The 17,571-nt window shown below is 67.2% G+C and carries 17 protein-coding genes, 1 tRNA gene and 1 pseudogene; 15 read left to right on the top strand and 4 right to left on the bottom strand.

The annotated features are described in order from the left end of the window. Nucleotides 1-60: 60 nt before the first annotated feature. Nucleotides 61-133 (top strand) — tRNA-Arg (locus tag ACX9NE_RS06960). Between the two features lie 18 nt (nt 134-151). On the opposite strand, the gene ACX9NE_RS06955 is transcribed toward ACX9NE_RS06960, so the two are convergent. Next, nucleotides 152-1,003 carry a virginiamycin B lyase family protein gene (locus tag ACX9NE_RS06955; protein ID WP_459360961.1) on the bottom strand — a complete coding sequence of 284 codons (852 nt, stop codon included), beginning with the start codon at nt 1,001-1,003 and terminating at the stop codon, nt 152-154. Nucleotides 1,004-1,017: 14 nt separating this feature from the next. After that, nucleotides 1,018-1,911: a DMT family transporter gene (locus tag ACX9NE_RS06950; RefSeq protein ID WP_459360960.1), complete on the bottom strand. Its 894-nt coding sequence runs from the start codon at nt 1,909-1,911 to the stop codon at nt 1,018-1,020. Between the two features lie 133 nt (nt 1,912-2,044). On the opposite strand from ACX9NE_RS06950, the gene ACX9NE_RS06945 reads away from it, so the two are divergent. After that, nucleotides 2,045-2,566 (top strand): Rv2253/PknI dimerization domain-containing protein, encoded by a 522-nt coding sequence (locus ACX9NE_RS06945; RefSeq protein ID WP_459360959.1) that lies wholly within the window; start codon nt 2,045-2,047, stop codon nt 2,564-2,566. Between the two features lie 373 nt (nt 2,567-2,939). Next, nucleotides 2,940-3,128: a DUF732 domain-containing protein gene (locus ACX9NE_RS06940; RefSeq protein ID WP_459360958.1), complete on the top strand. Its 189-nt coding sequence runs from the start codon at nt 2,940-2,942 to the stop codon at nt 3,126-3,128. A gap of 105 nt (nt 3,129-3,233) precedes the next feature. Here the strand turns inward: ACX9NE_RS06940 and ACX9NE_RS06935 are convergent, their stop codons facing one another. Next, the gene (locus tag ACX9NE_RS06935; protein ID WP_459360957.1) at nt 3,234-5,327 is read right to left on the bottom strand and encodes a PE family protein; all 2,094 of its coding nucleotides are present in this window, start codon (nt 5,325-5,327) and stop codon (nt 3,234-3,236) included. Between the two features lie 472 nt (nt 5,328-5,799). On the opposite strand from ACX9NE_RS06935, the gene ACX9NE_RS06930 reads away from it, so the two are divergent. The 12 genes and pseudogenes from ACX9NE_RS06930 to ACX9NE_RS06875 all read left to right on the top strand — a co-directional run bounded on the left by ACX9NE_RS06930 (nt 5,800) and on the right by ACX9NE_RS06875 (nt 17,019). Next, nucleotides 5,800-6,240: a hypothetical protein gene (locus tag ACX9NE_RS06930; RefSeq protein ID WP_459360956.1), complete on the top strand. Its 441-nt coding sequence runs from the start codon at nt 5,800-5,802 to the stop codon at nt 6,238-6,240. Between the two features lie 101 nt (nt 6,241-6,341). After that, complete coding sequence (locus ACX9NE_RS06925) at nt 6,342-7,337, top strand: alpha/beta fold hydrolase (protein ID WP_459360955.1); 996 nt, start codon at nt 6,342-6,344, stop codon at nt 7,335-7,337. Nucleotides 7,338-7,412: 75 nt separating this feature from the next. After that, a complete protein-coding gene (locus ACX9NE_RS06920) occupies nt 7,413-8,141 on the top strand; it encodes a DUF998 domain-containing protein (protein ID WP_459360954.1) in 729 nt (242 codons plus the stop codon). Then, nucleotides 8,138-8,983, top strand: a complete 846-nt coding sequence (locus ACX9NE_RS06915; protein WP_459360953.1) for an alpha/beta fold hydrolase — start codon at nt 8,138-8,140, stop codon at nt 8,981-8,983. The genes ACX9NE_RS06920 and ACX9NE_RS06915 overlap by 4 nt, the downstream gene beginning before the upstream one ends. A gap of 178 nt (nt 8,984-9,161) precedes the next feature. Continuing rightward, nucleotides 9,162-10,331, top strand: coding sequence for an SPFH domain-containing protein (locus ACX9NE_RS06910; RefSeq protein ID WP_459360952.1), 1,170 nt, complete (start codon nt 9,162-9,164; stop codon nt 10,329-10,331). Continuing rightward, a complete protein-coding gene (locus tag ACX9NE_RS06905; RefSeq protein ID WP_459360951.1) occupies nt 10,328-11,719 on the top strand; it encodes a TFIIB-type zinc ribbon-containing protein in 1,392 nt (463 codons plus the stop codon). Before ACX9NE_RS06910 ends, ACX9NE_RS06905 begins: the two co-directional genes overlap by 4 nt. A gap of 3 nt (nt 11,720-11,722) precedes the next feature. Further along, on the top strand, nt 11,723-12,229 hold the full coding sequence (locus tag ACX9NE_RS06900; RefSeq protein WP_459360950.1) for a hypothetical protein: 507 nt from the start codon (nt 11,723-11,725) through the stop codon (nt 12,227-12,229). Between the two features lie 268 nt (nt 12,230-12,497). Further along, nucleotides 12,498-14,414 (top strand): annotated as a pseudogene (locus ACX9NE_RS06895) (PPE domain-containing protein). Nucleotides 14,415-14,486: 72 nt separating this feature from the next. Further along, the gene (locus ACX9NE_RS06890; protein WP_459360948.1) at nt 14,487-15,203 is read left to right on the top strand and encodes a thioesterase II family protein; all 717 of its coding nucleotides are present in this window, start codon (nt 14,487-14,489) and stop codon (nt 15,201-15,203) included. Between the two features lie 51 nt (nt 15,204-15,254). Further along, the gene (locus ACX9NE_RS06885; protein ID WP_459360947.1) at nt 15,255-15,782 is read left to right on the top strand and encodes a M15 family metallopeptidase; all 528 of its coding nucleotides are present in this window, start codon (nt 15,255-15,257) and stop codon (nt 15,780-15,782) included. Between the two features lie 7 nt (nt 15,783-15,789). After that, nucleotides 15,790-16,578 (top strand): alpha/beta hydrolase, encoded by a 789-nt coding sequence (locus ACX9NE_RS06880; protein WP_459360946.1) that lies wholly within the window; start codon nt 15,790-15,792, stop codon nt 16,576-16,578. Nucleotides 16,579-16,683: 105 nt separating this feature from the next. Beyond that, complete coding sequence (locus ACX9NE_RS06875; protein WP_459360945.1) at nt 16,684-17,019, top strand: DUF732 domain-containing protein; 336 nt, start codon at nt 16,684-16,686, stop codon at nt 17,017-17,019. 62 nt (nt 17,020-17,081) lie between these two features. Here ACX9NE_RS06875 and ACX9NE_RS06870 read toward each other — a convergent pair whose 3' ends face one another. Then, nucleotides 17,082-17,570, bottom strand: coding sequence for an Rv2253 family sensor-like surface protein (locus ACX9NE_RS06870; protein WP_459361112.1), 489 nt, complete (start codon nt 17,568-17,570; stop codon nt 17,082-17,084). Nucleotide 17,571: the final 1 nt, after the last annotated feature.

The raw sequence follows: 17,571 nt of genomic DNA, 5'->3' as shown, positions 1-17,571 counted from the left end.
GGGTGGTCACCGGGATGCGCTAGTCTGGCGGGGCCCAATGGCGCAGCGTTCCGCTAGTGCGCCCCCGTAGCTCAGGGGATAGAGCGTCTGCCTCCGGAGCAGAAGGCCGCAGGTTCGAATCCTGCCGGGGGCACTTTGCCACCAAGTCGCCTCACACGGTGGGAAATCGCATCACATATCCGGCTTCCAGCGCCGCCCACAACGCGCCGTCGGGTCCGATCGCCAGGCCATGCGGCTCACTGCCTGCCGGCAGGTCGATCAATGAGACCTCACCGTCAGCGCTGACGCGGGCGATCTGGTCGGAGCCCCACAAACTCACCCACACGCCACCCAGGGGATCGGCAACCACCGCATGGGGTTTGCCGGGCAGCTCGAGTTCCTGGAGGGCGTCGTCGACCGGGATGCGGCCGAGCTTTCCGGCCAGAATCTCGGTGAACCACACCGCGTCGTCGTGCGTAGCGGCGATGCCGACGGGCCCGGCGCGCGGCGTGGGCACATCGCGCACCGTCAGGTCGGCCGGGGGCTTCAACCTGCCGATCGCGTTGGCCTGATTCAGCGTGAACCACAGCGCGCCGTCGGGCCCCGCAGTGATCATCGAGGGCGCGCCGCCCGGGAACGCCACGTCCGTGACGATCCCGTCGACATCGATGCGGCCCAGCACGCCCGACGTCATCGCCGTGAACCACAGCGCCCCGTCCGGACCTGCGGCGAGACCGAATGGTGCCCTGCCACAGAGCATTTCGAACTCAGACAGCTCGCCGTCGGTGGTGATCCGCCCGATCCGGTCGTCGCCGGCCCGGGTGAACCACAACGCGCCGTCCGGTCCGGCGACGACGATCGACGGCTTGCTGTCCGGCGCAACCGGATACACGTCAAGGCCACCGTCGTCGGTCACCCGGGCGATCTCGCCGCTGTGCACCAGCGTCACCCACATCGCACCGTCGGATCCAGCGGTCAACGCATAGGGCCCGCCGGCGATGGGAATATCGAGGATGCGGCTCATCCGGATTCCCACACCTAAACCGCTTCGGCAACAGGTGTTTCGCCGAATCGCGCCAACACCAGCGCAGCCGCGACGGCAATGGCCAAGCCTGCGGCCACCATCCAGCCCAGCCCGTCCCGAGTCTGGTCACCGAGCCACGCAACGCCGATGAGCGCCGGCAGAACGGTTTCGCCCACCACCATCCCGGCGACTGCCGTGGTCACCGATCCCCGGTGCAAGGCGGAGGTAAGCAGGAGAAAACCCGCGATGCCGCCGGCGATGCTGGCGTACAGTGCGGGATTGCCGTAGAAGGCGGCCTTGGTGGGATCGATCGAATCGATCAGATTGACGCCGACCTCGACGAGGCCGAAGCCGGTGCCGGCGCTCAGTCCAAGGGCAAGGGCGCGCGGACGGTCGGGCAGCCGACCGGCAACGGCACCGGCGATGAACACCACCGCGACGACACCCAACAGCGCCCAACCCAGGCCCGCCGGGCCGTGCGCTTCGCCCTCCGGTCCGGCCGCGATTCCGAGCATCGCCAGCCCCGCGCACACCACGCCCACCGCCGTCCATTCGGCTCGCGACAGGCGTGTCGACAGCAGCCATGCAGCCACGACGGCGGTCACGGCGATCGAGGCGGCCAACGCGGCGGCGACCACGTAAATGGGCACCAACCGCAGCGCCACGACCTGAAAGGCGAAGCCGAGGCCATCGAGAGCGACGCCCAGCAGGTAGCGCCACTTCCGTAGGGCGCGCATCAGCAGGACTGCGTCAACACCCGAACCGCTGCCGGCTTCCACCGACCGGGCGGCCGCGGCCTGTAACACCGACGCCGTCCCATAACACACCGAGCACGCCAGGGCGAACAACACTCCGATCAGCACAAACCGACAATACGGAAGCCGACGGCTGGTCGCGTCGCACCCCATCAAAACGGTTGTGGGTAGCGGATTCTCGCGTTCGAGCCGGTCCCGGGCCGGCCCACGGGCCGCTTTCCCCCTTGCAAAAGTTTGCCCGCCCGCTCACGATTAATGTCCGGGCAAGTGACTGAGAGCCGACATCATGACCCTGTTTCGCGTACTTCTAGCGGCCACTATCGCCTTCAGCCTCGCGCTGGTCGTCACGTTGGCGATGCCGGTCGCCTCGGCGTCAGCATTAGCTGACGGCACCTACCGGTTCGACTTCGACGGGAGCAAGCAGACGATCGATGGCGTACCGAAACCGACCGGCTCCCATTCCACGCTGATCGCGATGCGCTCCGCGTGCCCGCCCGCTGGATGCGTCGCGACGGCATGGGACACCTCGATCGGTCCGACGTGGCTGCAGCCGCCCGAGGAAGGAGCGCTCGTTTTCCACGAGAACCGCGGACAGTGGGTGGCGACCCGGTGGAAGATGTTCACCTGCAACAACGCCATGAAGCAGGGCACCGAAACGCTGTCTTTTCAGGTGAAACCGGACGGAACGTTCGTGGGAGTGAGTACCCAGTTGGAGGCGCCGTGCGCCCCGATCGTCATCCCGTTCACCGCGACCCGGGTGGGCGACGTATCGCCGGACGTCCAGGTAGCCGATCCCAACGCTGCGTGAGCCTTGGCATCCGAAGACTTCGAAACGTACTGAGCAGCAACGAAATTCGCGTCAACCCGGCGAGCGGGGTTGACCGTCGGTACCCGCAGCGCGGCGCAACGGACGCCGCCCGCACCGGAGCGCGTGGCGAAGGGCGAAGGTCGTGCGACGCACCGCCCGATGCTGCGCGTGAGGACCAACTTCAGTCGTTCGCCACGCACTGCGGTCTGGTGGACCCCATTACTGTGCTGGTCGCAAACCCCTACCGACAGACGGAGGCGGACATGTTGTCGCTTCGCGGACTGCGCCTGCTGTGTATCCCTGCCATCGTTGCCACGGCTTTTTCGCTCAGTAGCGGGATTGCCCTCGCAGACGATGATGCATACCTAGCTCGATGGGCAAGCTGGGCTTCACCGGCGATAAAGACACGATGATCGCGCTCGGCCACGCAATCTGCGCTGACCGCAGTCAGGGTTGCACCCCGGACGAGCTGGCCAAGGTCGTCCAGACCAAGTTCAGAAATGCGAGCTACCAGGACGCCACCGCCGCTGTCAGCGCGGCGGTGTCGGCTTACTGCCCGTAGCGGGAATCAGCCGGCCCGCTTGCAGCAGCCGGCCGACGGGAGTCAAGCGGGCACGCTCCCGCAGCGGATCAAATTCCTCTTGTGGCTCAATGGTATTGACGGCGCTCATTGCTGCCACGTCACATGGTGAACGCTCCCGTCGGTCCCGTAGTCACCATCGGTTCCGTGGGTGCCGCGGGCACCGCTCAGACCGGCCGCACCGATACCGCCCCCGTTCCCGGCCCCGCCGATCACTCCGCCTGTGCCGCCGGCGCCGGCGACTCCGGCCTGACCGCCGTTCCCGCCGTCGCCACCAGCGCCGCCTGTCCCTCCGGCGCCACCGGCGCCGGGGCGCAGATCCGTCCCGCCGAGCCACGAATCGTCGATCGCGTCACCGCCGTGGCCGCCGTTGCCGCCGGATCCCCCGGCGCCTCCCGCGCCTCCGGCACCCCCGATGCCCGCTGGCCCTCCATCACCACCCCAACCGATGAAGGCCGCTCCGTTACCTCCGTGCCCGCCAGCGCCCCCATTACCTCCGGTGTTGCCGTCCCCACCATCACCTCCGGCACCGCCGGTTCCGCCCGACACCGGGTTGTCCCCGGCGGGATACCCCTGAGCCAGATAGTTGGCGGTCGCGGCACCGCCCGCCCCGCCGACACCACCACCCCCGCCGGCAGCACCGGAACCGCCGACGCCGCCCGCCCCGCCGGCACCACCGTGGCCGCCGTTGCCAAAGATCAGACCGGCGTACCCGCCGTCGCCGCCAATCCCACCGTTGCCGCCGTGGTAGCGGGCGCCGACACCGTTGGCGCCGTTGCCGCCGTCACCTCCGAGCCCTGCGTAGGATTCGATGTCCAAGGCTGCGCCGCCGGACCCACCACTGCCGCCCGCACCGCCGGCGACGATGGCGTTGCCCCCGTTGCCCCCGTTGCCGCCGTACGCCGGCCCGCCGTTGTGAGCCCAGCCCCCGGCCCCGCCGTTGCCGCCGTTTGCACCATCGCCGCCGTTACCGCCGTTACCGCCGGCCACGACGTGCGTGGTGTTCGCCCACACGGTGCCACCGTTGCCGCCGTTACCGCCGTTGGTCCACCGGTCGCCCGCCGCACCGTCGACACCGTTGCCCGGCGGATGCTGCGGGTAGAGGACGAGTTGCTCCTGGGTGCCGTAGTCGGCTCCGGGTGCCCCCGCCGGTTGCTGGACCGTTACCACCGGGTTGACTCCATCGGCGCCGGCCCAGCCCGTTCCGCCTTGTCCGCCGTTGCCCCCGTTGCCGAACAGATACGAATTGCCGCCGTGGCCGCCCTGGCCGGGGCTGACCGGGAAGTCGAACAGACCACCGGGGTTGGGGTTGAGATATTGGCCGGCGCCCCCCTGCCCGCCGTCGCCGCCGTTGCCATACCAGTGCCCGGCGTCCCCACCGTCGCCGCCGGCCACGCCTAGGCCACCGAGGCCGCCGGTACCCCCGTTGCCGATCAGGCCCGCGGATCCGCCCTTGCCACCCACCCCGCCCAACGAGAACGGGGACCCGTATCCCCCGGTGCCACCGGTGCCATACAGGGTGCCGCCGGCCCCGCCGTCGCCGCCCGCACCACCACGGGTGAGGAACGCGCCGGTTCCTCCGGCACCACCGGCGCCGCCGTTGCCGATCAGGCCGGCCGCCCCGCCGGTCCCACCCCTACCGCCGGGGCCGTCACCGGTACTCAACCCGCCCTTACCGCCTGCACCACCGTTACCGAGCAAGCCCGCCTGGCCGCCATTGCCACCATTTTGACCCGCCGTGCCGTCGGCGCCCCGGCCGCCGTCGCCGAACAACCAGCCGCCGGCCTGCCCGTTGCCCCCGGCGGTCGTCGCATCCGCGCCGTCGGCGATCAGCGCACGTCCTGCGACGGCGACCGAAGGTGCGTTGATCGCGTCCAACACCGCTTCAAGCGGCGACGCGTTAGCGGCCTCCGCGCTTCCGTAGGCGTTAGCCCCGGCCGTCAGAAGTTGCACAAACCTGTCGTGAAACCCTGAAACTCGTTGACTGACAGCCTGATAGGCCTCGCCGTGGGCTCCGAACAGCGCCGCGATCGCCTGTGACACCTCGTCGGCGGCCGCGGCAGCCAACCCGGTCGACGGTACCGCCGTTGCCGCGTTTGCCGCAGTGACAGTGGACCCTATCCTGGCCAGATCGGCCGCCGCAGCAGTGAGAATCTCTGGAGCCGCGATGACAAAAGCCACTGTTCAACCCTCTTGCTAGACCGACCGCCGGATCCGGGAACTGTGCGCCGTCACTGTTGAACGTTTTTGGCACAGACAATGAATGCGCTGGTCAACAGGCTTGGAGGGTCACACGGCAGGCGTCATGCTCGCGGCGGTCAACCCGTGCCGGCGCGTCCGCCGGCGACGTCGAGAGGGACCTGATTGTCGGGCTATCGCTGAATCGCCCTGTCCTCAACCCTTTCTATGGTGGTCGCTTAGCACACCGGCGAGCGCGTAAAGCGCTGTGGCAGAGGACAAAGCGAACGCTACGACAGAACGGCCGTGGACCGGAGGGCGTGATTAGTCAGGCCCGTCTCGCACGGGCTGAGTTGAATGCGACTGGCGCGCATTCCCGATGCCGCCGACCCGTCGCGATCCGGTCTGTAACCCGCCGCTATATCCAGACATAGCTGCGGTTTTCACCAGCACCAATTCGACTCAAGGCGGCAACATGCGAATACAAACGGCCCTAGCGACGATCGCCATAGTATTCGGCGCCGCGCTGGGCGCAGCACCCCTGGCGTGGTCCGACGCACCCGTGCTGGACGGTACTTACCGCTACTCAGACGAAAACGGCCACGCGACAACGTGGCTCATCAGGACTGACTGCGCGCACGGCTGCCTTGCCTACGTGACGACGTCGCCGGGCCACGGTTTCACCGCAGCTCTGATCAACGGAAGCTACATCGTGACCAGAACGGTCCCGGACGGTGTCACATGCCCCCTGTACCCGGTCGGCGAATCACTCTTCGGTGGCGGCACCTATCCGGTGGTCGTGCGTCAGACCTGGGACGCGCGCAACCTGACCGGCGAAGTGAACTACCTGGAAACCCCGGCGCCGTGCGGCGTTGCCAATCAGCACGACACATTCACCCTGACCCGGGTCAATTAGCAGGGCCTTCGGCTCTTCAAGAATCCTCCAAGAGCCCGCCGGCAAGCTTCTCCGCAATGCCCCGCTTCGGCGGTGGAGACGCACTCAGAGGGGACGAGACCATGACGAACCGTTCACACCGCCACCTGCGGCCAGTACGCGACGTCGCCGCACCGGCGCTGCAGTTCCGCACCATCCACGGACACCGTCGCGCATTCCGTATCGCCGGTTCGGGTCCCGTCGTCGTGCTCCTGCACGGCGTCGGAGACAGCTCCACCACGTGGGAGCCGGTGCACGCCAAGCTTGCTCAGCGGTTCACCGTCATCGCCCCGGACATGCTCGGTCACGGCGAGTCGGACAAGCCGCGCGCCGACTACTCGCTGGCGGCTTTCGCCAACGGGCTGCGCGACCTGCTGACCGCCCTGGAAATCGACCGGGTCACGCTCGTCGGGCACTCGCTCGGCGGCGGCCTGGCGGCCCAGTTCGCCTACCAGTATCCACAATTCGTGGAACGCGTCGTGCTGGTGAGCGCCGGCGGCGTGACCGAGGACGTGAGCATGGCATTGCGCTTGGCGGCCATGCCGATGGGCGCTGAGATGCTTTCGGCGCTGCGAGTGCCCGGTGCGGTCCCCGCCCTGGGACTGGTCAGCCGCGCGGTCGGAAACGTGGTGGGCTCCACCCGATTCACCCGCGATCTGGCCAGCCTGCCGCGCCTGGTCGGTGGGTTGCGCAAACCCGGTGCCGTGGAGGCGTTCGCACGCACGCTGCGCGCTGTGGTCGACACCCGCGGCCAGTTCGTCACGATGCTGGACCGGACCTACTTGATGCACGACCTCCCGGTGCAGATCATCTGGGGCGAGGACGACCTGATCATCCCGGCGAGCCACGCACGGCTGGCCCACCAACAGATCCCCGGCTCCCGCCTGGAGATCTTCGAGCAGTCCGGACATATGCCGCACGGAGATCACCCGGACCGCTTCGTCGAGGTGGTGCAGCGATTCATCGACGCGACCGCACCCTACGAACACCGGCCGGAGACGATGCGCAAGGCCCTGCAGACCGGTGTCCGTCAGTACGCGGACGACGCCTCGGCCGACATCGCCTCAGACCTGGCGTAGCGCCGCGGTTGGGTCCGCGGCACGCCCGAAGGTTCCGCAGCCCCGTCCCGGTGTGACGCACGGCATGATGGCCTTATGGCAGTGCAGCCGCGATCCGACTCCGTGGCCGGCATCGGCTACCAGCGGCTGCGCACGCTTCGATGGGTCGCCGTCGCCGGAGCGGCTGTCGGTGCGGTGCTGTACTCCAACTGGCTCCTCGAAATCGCCTTCACCCGCACGCTGCCCGACCCGGACCTGTACATCAGTGAACTCTCCGCCGCAGATCAACCGTATGGCGAGTGGTTCAGGGGCTGCGATCAAGCCACCGCGGTGGTCCTCGTCGTGGCCACCGCCGCCGCCCTGCTAAGCGGGCAGGGCGGACGGTGGAGCAAGGCAGGATGGTCGGCGCTGGGGGTCTTCGCCCTTGCGACCGCCTTGGACAGCACGGTGTGGACGCTGGTCTGTGCGCCGAGTTCGAACGCGGCCTGCGCAGCGCGTGAGGCTTCCGGGGCGGTGCCGTTGAGTCACCAGCTGCACTGGCTGAGCAGCGGGCTGGCGCTCGCCGCTGCACTCGCGTCGCTGTTGGCTTTCGCCATCACCGATTTCCGCGAATGCGCACCGGCCCCGATCCGCCGCACCGGACTGTTCATGTTGGCGGCGCTGGCCGGGACCTCGATTTGGACCGGTGTCGCCATCCTGATCGACCACACCGATGCCGTCGGCATGGTGGGAGTCGCCCAACGCGCCGAGCTGGCGGCGTTCGCCGGATGGCTGATCTACGTGGCCGTTCGCACCGCTCGGGTGCGAAGCGGTACCGGCCGGTGAGCCGGACCACCGATGTGGAAATCGGCGGGTATCGAGTGCGGATCCTGGTCGACGGAGGCACAGGTCCGGTGGTGGTGTTGAGCAGCGGCCTGGGCGGTCGAGCACTGCACTGGGCGGACACCGTGGCGGACCTTGCCCGCGATCACACCGTGGTGCGATTCGACCGCCCCGGCACACCGGTGACGCGCCGGTCGGGCAGTCCCACCGTGCGGGACGAGGCCGATCGGATCCGGGGTGTCCTGGACGCCGTCGGGCTTGCGCAGGGCGCCGTGGTGGTCGGGCATTCGGTCGGCGGCTTCTACGCCGAAGCATTTGCGCGACTGCATCCGCACCGAACCCGGGCCCTGCTGCTCCTCGATTCCAGCATCGCCGCCGACCTCGGCCGGCTCGCGCTGCCGCTGCGCGTCAAGCTCGTCGCCGCCCATATGGTTGCTCTGCTGCTGACCGAGCTGCACCTCGCCCAACCCCTGGGACGGGTTGGCCTGGCGCTCGTGCAACGACGTCGCCCGAGCGGACTTGACGCACAGACCGTTGCTGAAATACGTCGTGCGGCTGACGATCCCGTGTTCGTGACGGAACTGTTCGCCGAATACGCCTGCTATCGCCAGCTCGCGGCGCAAGTGTGCACGTTGCGGGCCCGTTACGCACTGCCGCCGGTGCGGCGCATGGTGGTCACAGCGCACACGGGCTGGCGCACCCGTCGCTGGCGGGCCCAGCAGATCGAGTTGGCTCACACGCTGGGCGCCGAACACGTCACCGTCGCCCCGTCGGGTCACCTCGTCATGATCGAACAGCCGCTGCGCACGGCGGCCCTGATCCGAAACGTCGCGTGCGAACCCTAGCGGTTACGGCTCCAAGAATCCTCCAAGAACGCTCGGGGAACCTTGTCGTCACACCGCGCTTCGGCGGAGCAAGGCTGTGCGGCAACGGCCATCTCAACACCACGGTTGCCGCGTAAGATTCGCCAGGATATTCGAAGATCAGGCTCGCTGCGCGGCGCCGAGGAGGGGACCAAAGACCATGGGCATGCGAGACATGATCCGGGGCGAATTCGTCGACATCATCGAGTGGCTCGACGACACCAACACGACGCTGGCGTGGCGATTCCCGCGATACGACAACGAGATCAAGAACGGGGCTCAGCTGATCGTCCGAGAGGGCCAGCGCGCCATGTTCGTCTACCGCGGACAGCTGGCAGACCAGTTCACTCCCGGGCATTACACGCTGACCAGTGAGAACATGCCGATCCTGGGGACGTTGCAGGGTTGGAAGTACGGGTTCAACAGTCCGTTCCGCTCCGAGGTCTACTTCGTCAACACCCGGCCGTATCCCGACTTGCGTTGGGGCACACCGCAACCCGTAACAGTACGGGACCCGGACTTCAAGATGGTGCAGGTACGGGCCAATGGCACCACCGTGGTGCGGGTGACCGACCCCACCGTTTTCCTGCGACAGGTGCTGGGCACCCAGAGCGTGGTCGACATGGACCAGGTCACCGAGTTGATCCGTCGCAACATCGCCCTGGCCTTCAACGACATGGTCATGGGCAGCGGCCTGGGTGCGATCGACCTGCAGGGCCGCCAGGTGGAGTTGTCCGACAAGCTACGCGAGTTCGTCGCCCAGCGCGTGCAGGCCTTCGGCCTGGGGATCGACGCCGTCACGATGACGATCTCGCTGCCGGAGGAGATTCAGCAGGCGATGACCCGCGGCGTCGCGCGCGGCCTGGAAGAGAGCGGTTTCCTGAACAACGTGGGCGATCTCAACCGCTACGAACAGGCCCGCCGGGCCGATGCGATGCTGGCCGCCGCCCAAAACGAAGGTGGCGGTGCCGCCGGCTCGGCCATCCAGGCCGGGCTGGGCGTCGCGCTGGGCGCTCAGATGGCCAACGCTGCTCAACCACAGGCCCAGCCGCAACAATTCGCGGCCAGTCAACAGCCGGTGCAGGGGGCGCCGCCGCCGTTGCCCACCCAGCAGCTGTTCCATTTCGACCAGGGCGGTCAGCCTGCCGGTCCCTACCCGATCAACGCGCTGCGGCAATTCGTTGCCAGCGGGCAGTTGACCCGTGACACCGTCGTGTGGACCGAAGGAATGGCGAACTGGGCGCCGGCGTCGAGCGTGCCGGCGCTGCAATCGCTGTTCAGTACACCGCCTCCGCTGCCCGGCACGCCGCCACCGCTTCCGCAGCAATGAGTTACCACCCGCGCGATCCGGCGGGCGGCCCGCGTGCGCCACACCAGCCGCCGCCGCTGCCGCCCCGGCAAGCTGGCCCGCCACCCTTGCCGCCGCGGCCCGCAGGTCCCCCGCCGCTTCCGCGTCCCCAGGCAGGCCCGCCGCCGCTGCCGCCCCGGCAGGCTCCGCCGCCTCCGGCGGCCCCGCCGCCGGTGCGCCCCTTCGCCGGAGCGCCCGCCGGCCCCGCGATGTTCCACCAAACCGAGCGCACGCTCACCTACCCGTGCGCGTCCTGCGGCGGCCAGCTCAACTTCGACATCGCCAGCCAGAAGATGCGCTGCCCCAACTGCGGCAATTACTACGACGTCACCGCACCGAACACCCCCGTCAGATCACGCGAATTGCGCGGCGCGATGCAACAACTGCGACAGGCGCAACACACGCAGCAGGGCCCGAATGTATCCGGAATGCGCGAGGTCAAATGCCAAAACTGCGGCGGCATAACGGAATTCGCGGGAAGCCTGACCTCCACCAAGTGTCCCTACTGCGCGACGCCGATCCAGCGCGACGACGTGCACAACGCTCCGGCGCGATTGCCGGTGGACGGCGTGGTGCCCTTTCGCATCGATGAGAAGCAGGCCCGCCAGCTCATCGAAAAGTGGGTCACCAAGCGCTGGTTCGCGCCGACCGACTTCAAGAGGTACCGCGAGATCGGCGCCTTCTCCAGCTTGTACACGGCCTATTTCACCTACGACGCCAACACCGACACCTGGTACCAGGGCGAGCGCGGCGAGGACTACGAAGTCCGGGTCGGCACCGACAGCGACGGCGACCCCATCTACGAGACGCGCACCTCGTGGTACCGGGTGTCCGGCCAGGTCAACAACGTCTTCGCCGACCTGCCGGTGCTGGCCAACGACAGTGAGAACCTCAACCGCAAGCGGATCAAACAGCTCGAACCATGGCCCGTCGAGCAGGCCCGCGCATACTCCCCGGAGTTCGTCGCGGGCCACCTATGCCGCACCTACGACAAAGACGCCGAGCAGGCGCTGCCCGAGGCGCAGCAGGAGATGGAGCAGGCCGTCGAGCGGACGGTGCGCTCCGACATCGGCGGCGACCGCCAGCGCATCCATCAATTGCGAACGACATGGAACTACCTGGGTTTCAAGCACATCCTGCTACCGATCTGGCTGCTGACCGTGATGTACAGCAACCGCCCCTTCCAGGTCGCCATCAACGGGCTCACCGGGGAGGTGGCCGGCGACCGGCCGTGGAGCAAGGTCAAGCTGGCCATCGCCATCACGTGTGCGGTACTGGTCGCGATACTCGTGATCGCGATCTGGATGTATTTCCGCGCACACGGCCATCATTCGAGTAGCCCGCCGAGCCGGAACATTCACAGGAGGTAGCCGATGGACATCGCCGCAGTGGTGATCGTGACGCTAACCCTGCTGATGGGTTTGGCGGTGGCGGTCGTGACGATTGTCCACCGCCGCCAGCAGCGGGCCATCCGCGGCGCCAATCAGCTGATTCCGGGCCGTACCACCCGTGCGCCCCGGTCGTGGGCCGTATCGCACGATCCCGAAGCCCGACTGCACCGCAGACTGCGTGACGCAATGCGTGCCTTATACGCCGTCAACGCGATCGACACCGGAACAACCGTGGTGCTGCGCGCCGACCTGGAGCAGATGGCGGTCGACCTCGACGACCACCTCGTCGCGATCGCACAGCTTCCGCCGGCTCACCGGGAAGAGTTGCTGGCCACCGTCACGACCGCGGTCGAGTCCATCGAAGCCGCTGTCGCGCGCTACGCAACCGCGGCGACCATGCCCGACACCACCACTCTCGAGGCCGACCTCGCCACGGTGCAAGAGCACCTCGACGTCACCCGCGAGGTACGGCGAAGGCTCACTGCCTGACGGACCGGGTCACCCGAGGTCACCACCCGGATCGCAGGCGCATGTTCGGCGGGAAGCTCGGGAGTGGCGTAGCGCGCCGTCAGTTCGGCCCGAAACGTCGGCTCGAAGGGGTGGTGTACGACAAACGGGTACCGCGTTCTAACTTGAGATTGCTGTGGGGCAGTCTCACTGATTCCACACCGGCAATCGACCGCAAACGTCTACTCTGACCTCGTCATTGAGCTTTCGGGATTGTGCACCCCGGCTCGAGACGGACCCAGGAGAGGCGATGCTGGCCAACTTTTGTGCGTTACCAACGGAAGTCAACTCTGCCCGGATGTTCATCGGCGCGGGACCGCAACCCTTGCTGGCTGCCTCGGTCGCCTGGGACGGCCTGGCCTGCGAGCTCGAGGCGGCAGCGTCGTCCTTCAGTTCTGTGACGGCCGGGTTGACCGGTAACGCGTAGCAGGGTCCGGCTGCTGGCGCGATGGCCACCGCGGCCGCACCCTGTACGGGTTGGCTCGCCGCATCCGCGGCCCAGGCCGCCGACGCGGCGGCGCGGGCACGGACGGTGGCGAGTGTGTTCGAAGCCGCCAAAGCGGCCACCGTCCCGCCAATCGCTGTGGCGCTCAACCGCTCTCGCATCGTGCAACTGGTAATGTCCAATCTGTTCGGCCAGAACGCCCACGCCATCGCCGCCGTTGAAGGCCGGTACGAACAGATGTGAGCCCAGGACGTGGCGGCGATGGCCGAATACCATGCCGGTGCCGCATCCGCGGTCGCGGCGCTGGCGCCCTGGCAACAGGCCCTGCGCGGCCTGCGCGGACAGGTCGCCGGCGCGCTGGGTCTCGGGGATCTCTTCGACGCGAACCTGGGAGTCGGCAACACCGGAATCAACAACGTCGGCAACGGCAACGACGGCGCCACCAACCTGGGCAATGGGAACCTCGGCAACTCCAATGTCGGCGGGGGAAACACTGGAAACACGAACATCGGTGGCGGTAACACCGGGACGTCCAATGTCGGCGGCGGCAACAGCGGCGCCTCGAATGCGGGCGGGGGCAACACCGGCACCGGCAATCTCGGTGGTGGCGACACCGGCAACCAGAATGTCGGCTTCGGCAACAAGGGCGACGCGAACACCGGTGGCGGGAACAGGGGCAACGGCAACATCGGTTTCGGGAACGTCGGCATCGCGAACGGAGACGGCAACTCCAACATCGGTAGCGCCAACACCGGCAGCTTCAATCGCGGCTCAGGCAATACCGGCGATCACAACTGGGGTTTCGGAAACACCGGCAACGGCAATATCGGCTTCGGCAACACCGGTAAAGGGAACATCGGAATCGGCCTGACCGGCGACCATCAGATCGGCATTGGCGGCCTGGACACCGGCAGCGGAAACATCGGTTTCGGCAATTCCGGGAACGGCAACATCGGATTCTTCAACTCCGGTAACAACAACGTCGGCATCTTCAATTCGGGCTTTAACAACGTCGGCTTCGAGATTTCCGGGACGAACAACACAGGTTTTCAAACCACCGGTGGTACCTGCACCGGATTTTGGAACTCCGACCTGGAAGCCACCGGCATCGGAAACTCGGCCAGTGAAACCACCGGTGCGTTCAACTCCGCTCGCTACACCACGGGCTTCTTCAACTCCGCCACCCGCGACGACCTGGCCGGGCAGATCACCGGTTCGTTCAATTCGGGCCGCTGGCACACCGGCTTTTTCAACTCCGGCGAGGGCAACAGCGGTTTCTCCAACGCCGGCCTGAGAAACACCGGGTTCGGCAACTCCGGAGATATCAACACCGGCGGCTTCAACTCGGGAAACGTCAACACCGGGTTCGGCAGCTCGAGCAACGGTCCCGGCGTCAGCTCGGGCTTCGGCAACACCGGCGTCGGCACCTCCGGCTTCTTCAATCACAGCGACGATTCCTCGGGCGTGTCGAACCAGGGCGAGGAGACCTCGGGCGCGTGGAATGTCGCCCCGAATACCTCAGGTTTCTCGAACACGGGCTTCGGCGGCTCGGGTGTCGGAAATTCCAGCGACCGTGGCTCCGGTTTCTTCAACACCGTGAACAACGGGATCGGCTTCCAGAATTCGGGCTTCTTCAACAGCGGTTTCCGCAACTCCGGTGTCGGGAATCTCAACGAATACCCCGGCACGCTGAGCGGGTACTCCGGCTTCTTCCATCGTTGAGGCGGGGGCGAACCCAGACCGCAAGAATGCCCCAAGAATCCGCCAAGGATCCGTCAAGTCGCATCGCTGATCGTGGATCTCACCAGCCACGAGAAGAAGGCGACGATCATGAGGATGTTTTGCTTCCACCACGCCGGCGGCGGTGGGTTGACATTCAAAGCCTGGCAGAAGGCCCTCGCGCCCGCCGTCGAGGTGGTGCCCGTGGAGATCGCCAACCGCGAGCGCTTCGACACGATGCGCCACCTTGTCGAGGAGGTCAACGAGCAGCTTCGCCCCTTCCTCGACGAACCGCACATGTTCTTCGGCCACAGCTTCGGCGCCCTGCTCGCCTACCGGCTGGCGTCAGTGCGGGCGGCGGCAGGGGCCAACCTGCCGCGCGCGGTGTTCCTGTCCGCTTACGCCCCGCCGCACCTTCCGCCGCCGCTGCACCTGGTGGACGGACTTGACGACCAGCAGCTGGTGACGCTGTTCTCCGACCTGGGCGGGTGGCCCACCGGTCTGACCAGGTGGCCCACGCTGCATGAGCGGGCCGTAAGCACCACTCGGCATGACCTACGGCTGTGCATGACCGACCAGGAGGAGGACACCGCGGAACTGCCCTGCCCGATTCATGTGTTCGGTGGCAGCGAGGACCCGCTGGTGAGCGAATCCGATCTGCGTGAATGGCGTTCGCGCACCACCGCGGACTTTTCGGTGCAGATCCTGCGCGGCGGCCACTTCTACCTGCGCGACCGCCAGCCGCTGTTCGAGACGCTGAAGCCGCTGGTGACGACGGTTTTGGCCGCGTGAGGGGTCGGTTCGGCTTGACGCATCAGACCGGAATCGCCAAGGTACAAGGCGATGACGGGTAAATGGCTTCTGATGGTGGCGGGCGTGACGCTGGCCGCTTTCGCACCGACCACACCGGCCGCAGCCGCGCCGGGCAATGACGACACAGCCGGCGGTTGGGTGCCCGATGGCCAGGAGCTGAGCACCTTCGACCTTGCCGACCCGGCGGTGAACCGGCTCGACCCGGCACTGCTCGGCGCGATTCAACAGGCCGCACGCGGCGCCAAGACCGACGGCATCGCCTTGGGCTTGACGTCGGGATGGCGGTCACCGGAGTTTCAGCGGCAACTGTTCGACGACGCCGTCACGCACTACGGCAGCGCCGCCATCGCCAGCCAGTACGTGGCCTCCCCGGAGACCTCCAAGCATGTGATCGGCAGGGCGGTCGATGTCGGGCCCACGGACGCGGACTACTGGCTGATCCGCAACGGATCGGCATACGGGCTGTGCCAGATCTATGCGAACGAGATCTGGCATTTCGAGTTGGCATCCGACTATGGGGGCGCCTGTCCGCCGTTGCGGCCCAACGCCGCCGGTTGACAGACGCGTGCTCGAAGCCGTCGTCAAGGGTGAGTGCACCGGCGAGCATCCGGTACCGCTGCTCTTCGTGCACGGCGCGTGGCACGCAGCATGGTGCTGGGACGAGCACTTCCTGGATTTCTTCGCGGGCCGCGGGTACCGCTGCGTCGCAGTGAGCCTGCGCGGCCACGGCGGAAGTCCGGGCGGTGAACGTCTGCGGCGGACCGGCATCAGCGACTACGCCGGCGACGTCGCAGCAACGGCGGCGCAACTGCCCACCGCGCCGGTGCTGATCGGTCATTCGATGGGCGGCTTCGTGGTACAGCACTGCCTGGACCGGTACGACCCCGCCGGTGCGATCCTGCTGGCATCGATTCCACCCCGAGGGGTGCGACGAGGGACCATGCGTATTGCGCGTCGCCACCCGCTGGTGTTCGCCAGGGTCAACGCCGAACTCCGCCTGGGACCGCTGGTTGCCACGCCGGCACTGGCCAGAGAATTGTTCTTCTCCGCGTCCATGCCGGACGCGGAGGTCAGTTCATATCAACAGCGGCTGCAAGACGAGTCTTATCGCGCTTTTCTGGACATGCTGATGCTTGATCTCGTCGACACCGACCGCGTGCGCCGTGTCCCCATGCTGGTGCTGGGCGCCGAGCACGACGCGATTGTCACATCGAATGAAATCCTCTCCACCGCATCGCATTACGGCGCCGAAGTGGAGATCTTCCCGAACATGGCGCACGACATGATGCTGGAGCGCGGCTGGCGGGCGGTGGCCGAGAGAATGTACGGCTGGCTCATGGCGCAAGGACTCTGATCACCGGTTCATCAAGAATCCATTGAGAAATTCACAAGCCGTGCGCATGAGGCTTGGGTCAACGCAAACAGCGTTCACCACCACCTCAGCAACACGGAGACACCAATGTTCACTCGTCGTTTCACCGCTTCCCTGGCCGGCACCACCCTGACCGCCGCCACGCTCGGCCTGGCCGCCCTCGGACTGGCCGGCACCGCTGGCGCGGGCACGGTCGACGACGCGTTCATCGCGCAGATCAAGGCCGACGGAATCACTCCGCCCAGCAACGCGCGCGCCATCAGCGAGGCCCACGCCGTGTGCAGCGCACTCGACGCCGGCCAGTCCAGCAAGCAGGTGATCGCCGGTGTGGCCCAACGGACCGGTCTGAGCACCAAAGGCGCCAACACCTTCGCCGTCGACGCCGCTAACGCGTACTGCCCGCAGTACGTCACCACCACCTGATCCCGCAACCCGGTTCGCCGCCGCACAAAACCCGTGCGGCGGCGTCTCGTTGCGCGGACCGCTCAGACACGAAACGCTGCCACCGGCATCTCGAGGCTGCCTTGGCACGGCCCGCCGGTGATGTCGGTGTGCCAGGTGCCGCGCAACGAGCCGTCGGACTGCGGGGTGTAGTACGCCCACGACTTCGCGGGCGCCCATACTTTCGAAAGCCCCTCTCCCATATAGCAATCCCATTGGAAATCGAAACGCTCAACCCATCGAGACCCGTCCCAGGTGTAATGCGACGGCACCGAGATCGTCGGATTGCTGGGCGTGGGGCCGTTGTTCGCGGTCGCGACACAGGAGGCCGCGGAACACACGGTGGAAAAGACATAGTCGGCGCTGAATGTGGGTTCGGCCTGGCCGGCGGCGGCGCTGGTGCCGGTTTTGTCGGCGGCGTACCGCACCAGCGAGAATTTGCCACTCCACGACGGCGTGGCCGGATGCGCCGGCACGGCGCCGGCCAGTACGACCACGCCGAACACGGTGACCAGTGCGGCTTTGGAACCCATA

The organism is Mycobacterium sp. ML4 (assembly GCF_054515735.1).
This window is presented reverse-complemented; position numbering and strand designations above follow the sequence as displayed.